This is a genomic window from Salinivibrio sp. VYel1, assembly GCF_009377945.1.
Lineage (GTDB): Bacteria > Pseudomonadota > Gammaproteobacteria > Enterobacterales > Vibrionaceae > Salinivibrio > Salinivibrio siamensis.
On record NZ_RSAM01000014.1, the window covers coordinates 1 to 14,523 of the forward strand.

The 14,523-nt window shown below is 47.4% G+C and carries 13 protein-coding genes; 4 read left to right on the top strand and 9 right to left on the bottom strand.

Going from position 1 to position 14,523, the window contains the following annotated elements:
- Nucleotides 1-100: 100 nt before the first annotated feature.
- From EHW58_RS16045 to EHW58_RS12915, 5 genes are all read right to left on the bottom strand, one after another.
- Nucleotides 101-616 carry an IS3 family transposase gene (locus tag EHW58_RS16045; RefSeq protein ID WP_152796884.1) on the bottom strand — a complete coding sequence of 172 codons (516 nt, stop codon included), beginning with the start codon at nucleotides 614-616 and terminating at the stop codon, nucleotides 101-103.
- Nucleotides 568-771, bottom strand: coding sequence for a hypothetical protein (locus EHW58_RS12900; protein WP_227486574.1), 204 nt, complete (start codon nucleotides 769-771; stop codon nucleotides 568-570). Before EHW58_RS12900 ends, EHW58_RS16045 begins: the two co-directional genes overlap by 49 nt.
- A 203-nt stretch (nucleotides 772-974) precedes the next feature.
- Nucleotides 975-1,361, bottom strand: coding sequence for a hypothetical protein (locus EHW58_RS12905; RefSeq protein WP_152796886.1), 387 nt, complete (start codon nucleotides 1,359-1,361; stop codon nucleotides 975-977).
- 29 nt (nucleotides 1,362-1,390) lie between these two features.
- Nucleotides 1,391-2,113, bottom strand: a complete 723-nt coding sequence (locus tag EHW58_RS12910) for a hypothetical protein (RefSeq protein WP_152796888.1) — start codon at nucleotides 2,111-2,113, stop codon at nucleotides 1,391-1,393.
- A gap of 175 nt (nucleotides 2,114-2,288) precedes the next feature.
- A complete protein-coding gene (locus EHW58_RS12915) occupies nucleotides 2,289-3,416 on the bottom strand; it encodes an ISAs1 family transposase (RefSeq protein WP_152796890.1) in 1,128 nt (375 codons plus the stop codon).
- A gap of 938 nt (nucleotides 3,417-4,354) precedes the next feature.
- Here EHW58_RS12915 and EHW58_RS12920 point away from each other — a divergent pair.
- From EHW58_RS12920 to EHW58_RS12935, 4 genes are all read left to right on the top strand, one after another.
- A complete protein-coding gene (locus tag EHW58_RS12920) occupies nucleotides 4,355-5,659 on the top strand; it encodes a site-specific integrase (RefSeq protein WP_152796892.1) in 1,305 nt (434 codons plus the stop codon).
- Between the two features lie 259 nt (nucleotides 5,660-5,918).
- The gene (locus tag EHW58_RS12925; protein WP_152796895.1) at nucleotides 5,919-6,104 is read left to right on the top strand and encodes an AlpA family transcriptional regulator; all 186 of its coding nucleotides are present in this window, start codon (nucleotides 5,919-5,921) and stop codon (nucleotides 6,102-6,104) included.
- Nucleotides 6,101-6,526 (top strand): hypothetical protein, encoded by a 426-nt coding sequence (locus EHW58_RS12930; protein WP_152796897.1) that lies wholly within the window; start codon nucleotides 6,101-6,103, stop codon nucleotides 6,524-6,526. The genes EHW58_RS12925 and EHW58_RS12930 overlap by 4 nt, the downstream gene beginning before the upstream one ends.
- 617 nt (nucleotides 6,527-7,143) lie before the next feature.
- On the top strand, nucleotides 7,144-7,794 hold the full coding sequence (locus tag EHW58_RS12935) for an inovirus-type Gp2 protein (RefSeq protein WP_152796899.1): 651 nt from the start codon (nucleotides 7,144-7,146) through the stop codon (nucleotides 7,792-7,794).
- A 227-nt stretch (nucleotides 7,795-8,021) separates the two neighbouring features.
- Here the strand turns inward: EHW58_RS12935 and EHW58_RS12940 are convergent, their stop codons facing one another.
- From EHW58_RS12940 to EHW58_RS12955, 4 genes are read right to left on the bottom strand one after another with little or no spacing between them, the layout of a single operon-like run.
- Complete coding sequence (locus EHW58_RS12940; protein ID WP_152796901.1) at nucleotides 8,022-11,186, bottom strand: type I restriction endonuclease subunit R; 3,165 nt, start codon at nucleotides 11,184-11,186, stop codon at nucleotides 8,022-8,024.
- A complete protein-coding gene (locus EHW58_RS12945) occupies nucleotides 11,179-12,597 on the bottom strand; it encodes a restriction endonuclease subunit S (RefSeq protein ID WP_152796902.1) in 1,419 nt (472 codons plus the stop codon). The genes EHW58_RS12940 and EHW58_RS12945 overlap by 8 nt, the downstream gene beginning before the upstream one ends.
- Nucleotides 12,598-12,610: 13 nt before the next feature.
- A complete protein-coding gene (locus EHW58_RS12950; RefSeq protein WP_152796904.1) occupies nucleotides 12,611-13,522 on the bottom strand; it encodes a restriction endonuclease in 912 nt (303 codons plus the stop codon).
- On the bottom strand, nucleotides 13,519-14,472 hold the full coding sequence (locus EHW58_RS12955; RefSeq protein ID WP_227986321.1) for an Abi family protein: 954 nt from the start codon (nucleotides 14,470-14,472) through the stop codon (nucleotides 13,519-13,521). The genes EHW58_RS12950 and EHW58_RS12955 overlap by 4 nt, the downstream gene beginning before the upstream one ends.
- Between the last annotated feature and the right edge of the window lie 51 nt (nucleotides 14,473-14,523).

Here is a 14,523-nt window from a genome sequence, read left to right on the forward strand (position 1 = left end):
CTTTAAATGTATCGATATCCACGGTATCTATCCCGAACTATTTTAGAATCGGCCTATATGATCACAGCCAGAGGTGATCGTCAAACCGATCCTTTTTTGGTCAAAAAACGTTCGCGATCTCGCCCTGCGATTTAGTTGATACGCACCATTCAGGACTTTGTGCAACAAGATGAGGCTGATACACTAACATCCTCAGATCGTCGATGCGTGTCCAGTAAAACGGATCAAGTCCAAAGCGTCGATTGACGAGTCCTTTAAAGAACGTCCGACTCTTTTTCTGGCGACGGTAAACACGGTCCACTCTCGCCTTTAAACCGGCTTCTCGCATCAAGCGGGCCACACGCTTACGACTCACTGCGAGACCTTTTGCCTTCAACGCCGCATGGATTTTAGGACTCCCATGTCTGCCTTCGCTTTTACGGTAGATGAACGCTATCTCTGCGCCTAGCTCACTATCTGCGCGCGCATGTCCTGACTGTCCGCGGCTTAGCCAATCATAATAGCCACTACGAGACACAGAAAGATGCCTACACAGCTTCTTTACTGAGTAAACATCACTATATTGCTTTACGAATCGGTAGGCTTGCGCCTTTGTTCTGCTTGAAAGCGTTGCCACTTTTTTAAGATATCGTTCTCCTCTTCAAGCTCTGTGATCCGTCGCTTGAGTGCCGATAGCTCATCCTTCGCCTTGTCTGGCTTCACTTTATTTTTTTGGGACTTGACCATACCAAACTCTCCATCTAGATACGCTTTACGCCATTTCGATAGCATGAATGGATGGATATCAAGCGCCTCTGCAACCGACTTCACTGTTCGATGCGTTTCATAGCTCCATTCACCGCTTTCAGTTTAAAGTCTAGTGAATATTGCGCTGTCTTTTTACCCGTTTTATAGGCTGGCATACTGACCTCCTCAGGTCGTCGATGCGTGTCCAGTAAAACGGATCAAGTCCAGAATCCCTCTCAAATTGCTTGTTATATGCTTTTCAATGCCTTAGAGACATCGCTTTCTACGTGATGTAGTTTCATCCGCTTTTCGATTATTTCAGCTTCGGTGAAACGGTTACGATTAGACCAATACACACCTTTGAAAAAGCACCTTTCAGCTAGGTCTGCGTCATATGGCTTCACTAATATAGATGTATCGCTCCATTTTTGGGATAGATCTCGCTCTGTATCACGGCTTTGCGAATCAGGATCATCAAGTAAAGATTGCATATACTGTGCGGTCAAAGACAATGACTCCATTAAAGACTTAATTGCCAAGTTCTTTTTTTGTTCGTAAATTTCTTTTCTATTAAACAACAAATTAAACCAAGTCAAAGCTACTTTGTTGATGATCTCTAAATCTTCTATTTCCATGTTTCCTCCTCCTGCATATAACGCTGCAATCAGCGCGGCTGCGCAGCAATCCGCTGCATTGCCTTGTTAGCTGTAGCTGTTGACGCTCTTTTGGTTAAATATTCTCTAATCAATACCAGCTCATTCACCTGAAGTATTTCTCTGACTCTATTTTTAACTTCAACTACGGTGGCATCTTCATCTTTTACTTTTACCTCACCAATCCCCATTAGATGGGTGAATACATCATACATTTCTTCTAGAGCCTTGGTTCTTGTCTCGTCTCTACCTTCTGCACCTGAAAGTGCATCAACGAGACCTGACTTTGCACCAATTCTTCGAACAGCCTTCTCAAAGGGCATAAGTTTTTCGTCTATTTCTGGCGTAATCCAAGCGGTGTACTCAATTCTTAAGGTATAAAGTTTTCCAGCGTGATCTAATGCTTCCTTTGTTGGACCTTCTCTGGTCAGAGTTACAACAGTTTGATGAACCTCTGCCAAATATTTTTCGCAAAACTCTACGTGCTTATCAAATACCGAATTGGCCATGTGCGAAGTTGCACCAAGATTAAATAGTTGCTGCTCTTGCTGAATTTCAAGATTTCTTTGATGTGCAGCGTGATCTCGAACCAACTGAAAAAGGGCAGCGGCTAATCCGGAAACACCAGGTAATGAAGCAATACCTTTGTACACATCATTTATTGGGGCGACAAATGTAAACCCTAAAGAAACGCCAACAATAACAACTATGCCGAACCAAAAGACTTTATTCAAGTACGATACTCCTTTTACAGCTAACATTGTCTTAGTGCGCACGCACGATTTCCCAAAACCGTTATCCGCACTCTCTTCTACCTAACTGGCTGTTACCAATAGAATTTCTCACCTCTAATGGATACTGCCTTTCGCAAAAGTGTGCATGCCCACGGAAAACGCATGAACATCCCCGTCATGAAAGGCTTCCCAGCACGGTCGCGAGGTACTCTTGGTCCATCGCGCACATCATTCGCTTGCGTTGAATGCCGGCTTTGAAACTCTTCTCTTGCTTTAATAAATTCAAAACCATTTGCCTTATTCGTGCAAACACTTCCGCTCGATCATCGACTCTTATTCGGCAAGCATCTTCTTTTAATCCAACATCAAGTTGCCAGTGCATCGATTCAATTAACCAGTGCGAGCGAGTGGCATCATGAAGTTCTTTCGCTGTCAGTGCTTTTGAGCTTATATAATAGCGCACAGAAATATCGGATTCGTCGGCGTGTTTGCCTTCTTGTCGAACGCTCACCATGATGCCCATCGTTTTTAATTCAGGCCAATCATAAGCTAAATCACCTAATACACTTAAATCGGTATTGATGAGTGCACATCGTGTTTCTAAACGTCCATGCGATTTCTCTTGTGATGAGTAGCTGTCACCGTCAAAGTTTTGAAGCATTGAAGGCCGGTAATAATTATCAAACGCTTCATCTAATTTACCTTGATTCGCTTTGACGGCAAGCAAATAATCGGCATTTTTATCAATGATTTTCTGTGCGATTTTGTGCTGACAACCCATAGCATCTATGGTAATCAAACAACCTGAAATATCGAGCAATTCCAGCAACTTAGGAATGGCAGTAATCTCATTGGTTTTACTGTCTACTTTCGACTGTCCGAGACACACTCCATTTGCGGTTGCGAACGCATTAACCATATGAATCGCAGCTTGGTCTGTTGCTCGATTATATGAGCCCCTTAGTGTTTTTCCATCAATGGAAACCACTTCGCCATCCGTTAATTCATGACACGATTTCATCCATTCTATAAAGGCTTTTTGTAATGCCTTTGGACTGATGGCTCCCATCACTCTTGCGATCGTATCTGCCGACGGTGACGTTTTACCTGAAAAGCCAAAACGTAATAAGAAATCGCGCTGCTTACGGCCATAATCACTAATGCCTTTCCAGGTATCATGGCCAGAAAGAACCGCACAGATCGTTATCAAAATAATATCTGATAACGTATGTTCAACCTTTCCTTCTTGGCGAATATCTTTGATGGAAACGAAATGCATAAATGGGCTTTTTTCTTCTGTCATTTTTAATCTCCTAAACATTAGGAGACCATTAAATCGCACTGAAAATGATCAACAAATTGATCCTTTATTTTCACTCATTTTTATGAATAAACATGGTGCAACGCACGGTTTTCAGCCTTAATTGACAACTAAGTCATTAAATCGCTAGCCCAGGCATGGCGAGGATCTTCATGCGTTTTCCCTGTGTGCATGCCGCCTATCTCTATTCTGGTATTCACACTATCCCCAAGCGTGAGTCTGTAAACGCATAATTAATAAGATCTTTTTATCATCCGTTCTGGGATAGTGTGAATCGGTCGCGGATAAACGCGCACGCTACTGGGCGTATATTGCCGATAAGCTGGTTAAGCATCCAGTGTTTAGCCATGCTACCGCCGATCAGTTGTCGGCACCTAACACGCCATCGTATTGGCAAATTTATAGATGAATGTATCAAGCCGTGTGTGGGTTTTCGTGCGCTGTTATCCAAAATGTTAGATGGCACATGTTTTGTGATATGGGTACAAAAGGCGGTCTGTTCGAAAGCTGCGCTCAAGCCAGCTATCACTAATATCGAACCTGAGATGGGTATGGTAGGTGGGGAGAGCGGATCAACAAGACGTTTAAGAGCGATTAATTTGCTACATATATGCTACACAGCAAAATAAAAAGCAAAAGGCCTGAGTGGTTACTAACCTCTCAGGCCTTTCTATGACTGGTGGCCCCTCCCAGACTTGAACTGGGGACCAATCGATTATGAGTCGTGATATGGCTGTTTTCCATAAAATCTCACGTCATCTCAAATTAGTTTATTTGTGACTAAATTCAACTAGTTAAAAACATTCCTTTGGTTTATCTTTTCTCACCTAGTCTCATTCAGGTACGCTCTTGTTTGACTAATTGTTTGACTAAAAATCGCCGTAGTCAAACAAGGGGATCTTTGAGTGAGGGTATACGCCATGTTAACGGTAAGCGGTATTCGGGGACTAAAACCCAAAGCCAAACCCTACTATGAGTGGGACAGTAATAGTGAACGCGGAACGGGCAAGCTGGCAGTGCAAGTCACGCCAAAGGGCGGCAAGCGTTTTGTGTTTCGTTACTTTATGGACCGCAAAGCGAAGTTCATTCCGTTAGGCCAGTTTCCTGCGCTGTCGCTTACTGAGGCAAGGGCAAAACAGAAAGAGCTGGGGGAGTTGCTTTTACAAGGGGTTGACCCGAAAGAGCAAATCGAAACGCAAAAGCGTGAGCAGGAGAGCGCAAAGCGTGAAGAAGCAAGGAAGGGCTCAATACAGCAATTGTTTGAAGCCTATGTCGCACAAATGGTGCGAGACGGTAAGCGTACCCACAAAGCGGTTCTCGCGTCTCTTGAGAAGGAAGTGTATCCAGTTATACCTCCTGAAACGAAGGCCAAGAATGTCACCACGCACGAGTTAAAACTGGTGTTGGCGGAAATGATAAGACGTGGCGCGAAAACTCAGTCAAACCGTGTACGCAGCTATCTGATGGCCGCGTTTAACTACGGGCTAAGGCACGATAACGACCCTGCTAATTTCATTGATGAGGCCAAGTTTGGCTTGGTGTTTAACCCAATGACGGCTATCCCCAAACAGAAAGATGCAGAACGCGTAGGTAACCACTACCTGAAAATAGGTGAAGTGATCCAGCTAATCGCCGATCTGAACGGGGAATATGAGCGGTTTAGAATGGGCGATACTATCCGGTGCCTCATTTTGCTTTGCCTCTATACCGGGGGCCAGCGACCTTATGAGCTGGCGGCTTCGAAGTGGGAGGCGGTAGATTGGCAACAAAAGTCGCTATTGGTAAGTCGTGATCTGTCTAAAAATAAGCGAGATCACATCATTCCCCTGACTGAATCCGCGCTGGCGGTTCTTCACCAACTGCGCGAGGTAAACGATGACTCTGACTTCATTTTTCCGCACCGCTTAAACCGCAATGAGCATATCCGAATGGATTCGCTTTCTCAGGCCGTTACCCGATACCGTGAGGCAACACCCTTTATTTCATCATTCACTCCCCGCGACATTCGCCGCACCTGTAAAACCCTGATGGGCGAGATTGGCATTTCTAAATCACTGCGGGACCGTATTCAGAACCATTCGCTAAATGACGTATCCAGCAAACACTATGACCGCTATGAATACCTGCCCGAGAAACGCAGGGCTTTGGAATCATGGGAACAAAGATTAAACGAAAACATCAATGCTTCTAATGTAGTACCACTGGTTGGAAAAATGGACGGTTAGCATCGCAACTAAAGCCGAAAATTTCGATATTTTCAGTCATGCTACCGGAGTTTTACGCCATAGATTATTTGGCAGTTGATGAAGCTTAAAATAGCGAATGTCTGTTATCTTTAGGAGGACGATACTAGCCAGTGGGTATAAACTTGTATCGTCTCCAGCACTTACCTTCCAAAAAAACAATGTGAGTCCCTTCCTACCTGAAAATCTGTGCTTATATTAACTAGCCATGTTCTCAAGTTGACCGATAGAAGGATAGAGCATGGCAACACCACGCATTATATCTCTTAAAGAAATGTCAGCCCTTGTCGGGCGCTCCCCTAAAACCATTTGGCGCTGGTGGAGCAAAGAGCAGTCGTTCCCTCCCCCTCACCAAAACAACGGGCGCACCATTGGCTGGAACGAAGCCGACTATGAGGCATGGCTTAATGGGGAGTGGCAAAAATGAGCAAGTTTTCTGCGCTAAGCAAGGCCAAGCTGGCGGAACTGTGCCTATTAGAGCTTTTACGCCGTGGCAAAGCTGGCCTATCTCCGATAGACGTAAATATCCGAGCTCTTACCCATGCCAGCTTTTTGGATGGGGCCGGTAAATTTGGGAATACCGCATTCCCTACGGATATGAACATCTTTTGTATACGTCATGGTATTCGAATCGTCAGTCAATCCACGCCGTTTACCAGTGTGCGCGGTTGCAAGGCCATATTTAAACGCTACTGGCTGGCTGAACTCGATGCGGCACAAAGCGCGGTTAGTGTGCTTAATAGCTGGCGAGCCAAATGGGGAGTCAGGCCACCATCAAAGTGTAGTCGCAATCCCCTGCTAGCCGCCTTTCAGTCGAGAGCAACAATATTCGGAGGGGGAATATTATGACGAGTTTAACCAAGCATCCTGTCGATCACGCTGAGCTGGCGGATAAAGCCTTGTGTCAGCTAGAGAGCCTAACTGTCGTACTTAGTACTGCTCATTTTGAGGAGGTTGATAACCAGCATTGCAAGGGAGTGGTATGGGCACTTCAGGAGCTCGCGACAACGGCTAAGCGTCACTTACAGGCTAGTAGAGACGATATACCTCTGCGCCGCCGATAGCAGAAAATCATTCAAACCAGTGGCTGTCAGTGTTGGCAGCCATTTTTATTGGCAATGACAAAAGCAAGTCACTGCCACCAGTTAAGCACCTGATTTTACGGGGTTGAGACGAGGTGAGATATGTTTTTCAGGTTTTTTAAGCAAATTTCCACTTAATTCGAAGCGCTTGGTTACTGAGAATGACCAGGCAGGCCGCAAGCCAAGTTGATAGTGGCCACTTACCAAAGTCAAGGAAGCATGTCGGGTTTTATTAATATCTTCTACCCAATATCCACATCACTGATAAGAGAAGTAAGGGCAGCACACTTTGGTTCGCCGACTTCCGAGGCGTGCGAAGCGACTTTAAAGCCGCGGACGGTGATGAAAAGCGAGCAGGTTAAGCAATGAAAAGGGGGTCAAGAATTGGCTTACTCCACTAATACGGGATTTTTCAAAACCAAAGACGGTCGCTGCTGGGGGGTCAATACTGGGCCAAACTTATCGCCGCTCTACACCGACATTCTTCGGGGTTTGATAAACCAGTTGGAGGCGATGGAGTCTCACTATGCGCGGGTGTTCTGCTTTCGTTTTGATTTGCACCTAACGGAATACACCGACAACAATGCGACAGTGAGCCGCTTACTCTCTCTAGTGGTACAAGCCCTAAAGCGGTACTACAACACGCCTAACATTGGCTATCTATGGGTGAGAGAGCATGAAAGGGCCAAACAACAGCATTATCATTGCGTGCTGTTTTTGGATGGCTCAAAGGTGAATCACTTCCATACCATTCAAACCACCATTGACGACTACTGGGCAGCTTTTGAAGGCGGTCATGTCCAAGGGTGCGGTTTTAAAGTACTACCCAGAGGGGACTCACACGCCAAAGCTGAGATCATTTACTGGCTGTCGTATCTCGCCAAAGTGCGTGGCAAAACCAATGGAAAAGGAAAACACTATAGGCCCAACCAGACTAAACGCTACGGTGTCAGTAGGGTTAAAATAAAAGCGAAAAATTGCGCACTGGTAGACAAAAAGAAAAACCGCACACCGATGACATCTTTGCGCCGCTAGCCTTTGTGGGACGCGGGTCTTGAGTCAAAAAGTGCGCAAAACACTGCACAGTTTTGAAGGGAGAAAGTGCGCAGTTGCAGACAAGAAAACCTCTGTTGTCTCGCTGCGCTGCAGTTCCAAATAGGCACTTGAACCAAGCAATAACCCCTACCGGTGCCTCCCGCCCCACGACATGTACTTCTACCACGTTCTCGGTGAGAGGCGGCCTCGCCTCTCACCTCAAACCGTTATAACGCGTCGCGGTTTTCCACCAGCATTTTCAATATCAGCCTAGCGAACCCATCTTTGACAGCAGGGTTCTCGAGCACTTCCATTGAGAGCTTTTCGTGGTCTTCCATCGAATCCACCACGCGATCGAGCAGCCTTTGTGGTAGTAGGCCGTGCATCACTTCTTTTTCGGAATGCTTGTTCACCTGGGCCATGACGTCGGCGTCTTCGCGCAAGCGTCCGGCGATCCCCTCGGCGTAGCGGAGTTTGTGCTCGTCCCCTACCTCTGCGCCAAATAAGTCGTTTAAGGCATCGATGATTTCCTGCAGTTTTTTCTTTTCCGGATCATGAGGCTTAGCACTCCCAACCGCTTTCACTGAACTGAGGTAGCCGCCATCTTCTTCACCCAGCTGCAACGCTTTTTCCGCTTTTTTGGTGGTGCGGTAATGCGTCAGTGTCATGCCGGATATATCAACATCATCTTCATCATCTAAACGCTCGATACTTAAGAGTGGGAGTAAGCTCTTGGCATACACACACAGGGATTCAAGCTCGTGGTCGTTGTAAGGTGTAATTTGGGATAGAAACTCATACATCCGCACGTAGCTGTTAAGGTTCTTTTTGAATAGATCGAGCTGGTCGATCATTTCACCGGCGGCTTTTACTGAATCGTCCGCTTTATTGATGCTGAACTTATCCTCTGACGCTCGGGCCTGGGTCAGCATATCCTTGGCTTGCTTTAGCGTGTCGCGAGCGTGGCGGTAACGCGCCGCAAAACGCTCTTTTGCCGGTGCAGTGTAATAGCTTAATTTACTCGCCGGCGCTTTAGGGTCATAAAAAGCCTCGGCAAACTTCTCAACTTCTAACCATTCGTAGATCTGCTCGTCATCCAGTTTGCTCATAATGTCGAACAAGATATGCGGATCCGTCACGCCATCCAGCTCTGCGGTGGTGTAATAGGGCTTGAACGATTCCAGTATGTCTTCTTCACTGTTGAAAAAGTCGAGCACGAAGGTTTGGTCTTTGCCTGGGAAGGTGCGATTTAAGCGCGACAGCGTTTGCACACACTCCACACTTTGTAATTTTTTATCGACGTACATGGCACACAGCTTCGGCTGGTCAAAACCGGTCTGGTATTTGTTAGCGACAATCATCACGTTAAAATCGTCGGAATCGAGCGCTGTATCGTGCTTGCGGCTATCCAAACCCGGGTTTAATTGACTGTCGTATTCGGTCACGTTATCGGGAATGTAATCATCCGCTGGCACCTCGCCAGAAAACGCCACCAGTGCATGCACATCCTGATAGCCTTTATCGGTAATGTACTGGGTCATGGCCAGTTGATAGCGCACCGCTTCTTGACGGCTGGCAGTAACAACCATGGCTTTCGCTTGGCCGTTGAGTAAATGGCGGACGTTCTCGCGAAAATGCTCCACGATAATTTCCACCCGCTGATTGATGTTATACGGATGCAGCCGTACCCACTTCGCCAGCTTAATCCGCGCCTTTTTACTATCGACTTCTTTATCTTCTCCTTCGGGATGTGCAATTTTCCAGGCGGTGGCGTAGGTGGTGTAGTTCTTCAGCACATCAAGGATGAAGCCTTCTTCAATCGCTTGGCGCATGGAGTACACATGAAACGGCTTGGGCTTGTTGTCATCGCTAATGGGCGCATGCGGATCATCGGGGCGACCGAATAGCTCCAGCGTTTTGCCTTTTGGAGTCGCCGTAAACGCATAGTAACTGATGCGCTCGTTTGGCATCCGTGCTTGAACGGCGGCGTCTAACAGCTCTTCAGCGCTCACCTCATCGCCTTCGGGGCGCTCCGAGCCTAGGAGGGCTTTGAGCTTACTGGCTGATGAGCCGGTTTGTGACGAGTGCGCTTCGTCGGCAATAATCGCGTAATTGCCTGCTTTCAACGCCGGGTGTTTATCAATGGCATCGTACAAGGCAGGGAAGGTCTGGATGGTCACCACTATAATCCGTACTTGCTCTTGCAGCGCCTCGGCCAGTTGCTCCGATTTGCTTTTATTACCCACATCACGGGTGATGGCACGCACTACCCCATCGGCATGTTCAAACTGACGGATAGTGTTTTGCAACTGAGCATCGAGCACAGTGCGGTCGGTCACTACCACAATGGAGTTAAACAGCTTAGTGCCATCGGCCGCGTACAGTGACGAGAGCTGATGTGCGGTCCAGGCAATCGAGTTCGATTTGCCTGAGCCAGCACTGTGTTGAATCAGATATTTACTGCCCGGGCCTTCCCCGCGTGTGGTCTCGATCAGCTGATTGACAACATCCCACTGATGATAGCGGGGGAATATCAGGGTTTCTTTTTTGTCGATGCGTCCGTCGAAGTTTTCTTTTTCTTCCACTTCCAGGTGCATAAAGCGGCCAATGACGTTTAACCAGGCGTCTTTGTTAAATAACCGCTCCCACAGATAGCTGGTGGCGTAGCTGTTTTCCGACGCCGGTTTCGGGTTACCGGCTCCGCCGTCTTCGGTACCTAGGTTAAACGGCAGGAAGAAGGTCTCTTTCCCGGCTAACTTGGTGGTCATCGCCACTTGGTCTTGGCTCACCGCAAAGTGCACCAAGGCACCGCGTTTAAAGGTTAATAATGGCTCTGGCTTGCGGGTAAGCGGATCTTTCACAGGGCGATCGTTTTTATACTGGCGTTTGGCATGCTCCACGGTCTGCTTAAACTCACTTTTAAGCTCCATGGTGGCGGTTGGAATGCCGTTGACAAAAAACACCAGGTCGATGCGTGGGTTATAGTCGCCTTCGCGGGAATGAGGTGAGTAGGATACCTCCTCAACCACCCTCAAACGATTGGCTTGATAACGGCGCTCGGTATCCGGATTCATGCCATGGTCAGGGCGAAAGGCGCAGACTTTAATGGTGCCGCCAATCGCTTTAAAGCCGTGGCGCAACACATGCAGCGCGCCGTTACGGGTTATGCCTTTTACCGCCGCGTGGACCAAGAGTTTTTCCGGGTCACCAGGGTTAGATTTGCAAAAGCGCGCCCAACGGTCAGGGTAAGCGTCTTTCACAAAGCTAATTAAGTCTTCGGTATACACCGCGTTGGCTTTATCATAATTAGCCGCAGTGCCAATTAACCAGCCGTCTTTTCCCAGGCTGTTCAATATGTCCGTCTGAAACTGACGCTCTTTGGTATCAGCCATCCTGCCTCTCCATTTGCACTGCCGCATTTGAATCGATTAAATCAGCATCTTCAGGCGGTTGCCAGTCACGGACATCAATTTTACCGGTCACAGCGGCTGAGATTAAGGCGGAACGGCGTTCTTTGAAAAGAGCAGTCAATTTTTGCGATGTGCTAGCGAGTTGTTCTAAGCCCTGCAGCACTTCGCTCAAAGATTTAACTATTCTTTCTTGCTCTTCTTTGCGCGGAAGAGGGAATGGTAAATTATTCATTTCTGTTAGTGACAGCGCAGGTTGTGCTGTCATATTAACGATGTCTTCAATCGCTCCTCGCTCACGCAAGTGAGTCAACACATAGTTAGCGAATTCTATGGAGCAAAATCTTTGATCTATCGTTAATTTCAGCGAGTTTCCTGAAACCACAGATGGCTTACTGATTGCTGGCAAAACAGAACTCATTCCATAGCGTGCTCCGATTTTAGCAATGATTATGTCACCCTCGGAACAGGAGCTTCGTTCTATGGTCTTGAAATGACTTTCACTAATCTGCTTTAAAGAGCTAGTATCTAAGTGGCCCGTTGTAGCAAAGTTACTCTCAATCACGAATGCATAGCCATCGTCTATAAAATGACTACTCTTTAAGTTAGAACCGAATGGGCCATCTACAAATGCGTTTTTAGAAATTGATTTTACATGCTTTAGCTTTACTACTTCCCAATGCTCCGGCACGTCCCCAAGCCATTCAACACCTGAGTCTTTCATCGGTGCGTTTGGGTTAAGCCCTTTGGTCACCGCATGGCTGATCACCGCCTGGCGCTTTTCTTTTAGCAACTCAATCAACCGCTTTTGCTCGTCAATCAACGCATCGATTTTGGCGGTTTCATAGTCGAGGAACTGGGCGATTTTTTGTTGTTCTTGGGTTGGGGGTATAGCGACTTTAAAGTTCAAGAGAAAGTCGGAAGGAACTCTCTTTAGACCTCCAGCGCCGGTCATTTCTGACGTAGCGATTCTCATAAACTCATCTTCTTGAAGGCGATACAATAGGTATCGGGCAGTAGATGAACTTTTCGGCCTCAAAACATAGATCTCACTCGACCCAAATCCGATACCATTAGTCAGACCCTGAGCAAGAGCCATATTCTTGTTCTCAAAACACGGCGTTACTTTAGCGATAAGTACATCGCCGGTTGTAAAATAAGTGTACCCGTCATATACCTCGGATATAGGTCGCTCCTCATCAAGCTTTATAACACCTAGCTTCAGTTTTTCCATGGGGAGAAAGGAGCATTTCTTGTCACCTAGGGTCGAAAGGCGAGGCTTTCTTGGGGTCAAGGAAGCCATGTTTTTGACTTTACCGAGTTGCCAGTGTACGGGAACGTCAGATAACCAACGGATTCCTGAGTTGATCACTCTTTTGTAGTGTTTAATTTTCATCGCGATAATCTTTTTACTCGGAAAAATAATCAGAGTCTAACTGCTTGACTTCAAAAACCTGTCCGGTGGAGACGCCCACGCCAAAGTCGATCATTAAATCGGTTAAGCGCTCGCCGTCGATAAGTACAATCTTATTATCCACGTTATTCACATAGTCTCTGGCCTCGCGGCTAAAGGAGGAGGTGGTGATAAAAACGCCTTTTTTGGCGCGCTCGCCTTGCAGGGCCCCGGCGAATTTTTGTATTTCCGGTCGGCCAACCACATTATCCCAACGCTTGGCTTGCAGGTAGATAGTGTCGAGCCCCAGGCGGTCTTCACGAATAATGCCATCAATGCCGCCATCGGCACTGGCTTTGGTGGCTTCGCCCGCTTCTTTGCGGGAGCCGCCGTAGCCCATTTTTATCATTAAATCGACCACCAGCCGCTCGAAGAAGAAGGGTGAAAGGTCTTTTATCTGGGCCATGATTTCGGTGGCCAGCTCAGTGCGCAGGCGCTGATAGGCCGCTTCGATGGCCTCAGTGGGCGTGGCCTGTTCGCTGGTGATGGCCTCAAGCACTTCCGCCTCATCTCCCGCTTTGTTGCTTTGGCTGGTGAAGCTCTGAAATTCCTCAAACTGCTTTAAGTCACTGGCCTTTAGTTGCCGATAGTCTTGCTGTAATACGCTCAGGCCCCGTTCGGTGATGCGAACATGACCGCGTTTGGGATATTCAAGCAAACCAGCCTTCTTAAGGTAGGTCTTCGCCCAACCTATACGGTTTTCGATGACGGGCTGATTGCCACTGGGCAGCAGCTCGGCCCGCTCGTCATGGCTTAAGCCAAATTCATCACTCAGGCGCTCGTAGAGAACGCGCAGCGTGTAGATCTGCTGGTCAGCGACGGCTTTAAGCAATGGTAGTAAAAGGCTTTGGTAGTCGGGGATGGTCATTGTGCGTTAGCCTCTTTCCATAGTTCGAGACTTTGCCAATTGGCCGGAAAGCCCATCGCCTTCGGATCGATATTGTGCTGCTCTACCAGTTTCAACAAGCGTTGGGTCCAGGTAGAACCGGGGCTTATCTGGCCCATAAAGTGGTGGCAAATCACCAGAGTATTGTAAATGCGCCTAGGCTGCTCCAGGTTGCAACTGGCTTTAAGTCTCTGAGGTTTTTTCGGCGGCTTTGTGGTCACCGTTAATTTGCGGTTCCAGACGCGGCTGTGATGGGCGCACAGATTTCTGACATAGGCCAGGTGGCGAATAAAGCTTTTTAATACCTGTTCATTCAGTTGGTAGTTTAAGGCTACATCGGCCCGGTCACTGGGTTTTAGGTTGGTGATCCAGCGTGACAACATGCCCAGGGACATAACCTCCACCACGCTCCAAATAGGCGGCATTTGTGGCTCAGTGTATTTGGCCTTGTAATGGGTAATAAAAAGCTCATCGGAGCGCTCAATTTCACGGGCTAGTTTACTTAGATTGGACTGGTGCCAGTCGGTGCGATGACAATGGCCGGAGTCTAAATAAGAATGTGCGCCGTATTTGCTGGCCAGAACATAAGCCCATGTAGCACGTACCGAGATCTCAATACGTTCAATGGCATCGAGCAGCAACAACCTAAGTTCGCGGTCAAACACATAAAGATTAAGCACGTCTTCAAAGCGCGCGTCAGGTTTAAAACGATGCGAGGCATGGTCTTGCTCAAAAGGCAGCCAGTAGCCGCTGAGACGATAATAGTTTAAGTGTTTAAGGTAATGCTCAGCTTGTTGCTCATCATCAATGACTAGCCCTCGAGCTTTAAGCTGGCTAATTTGCTCTTGGTAGGACAGTGGCGGTTTATTAAACTGCATAGCCGCCCCGCAGAAAAAAGTAACCCACCCGTTTGAGGGTACGCCGAAGCGCATAGCCTTGGTGGGTTTTGTTAATGCCGAGTATAGTGTTACTGAAACGGTTTT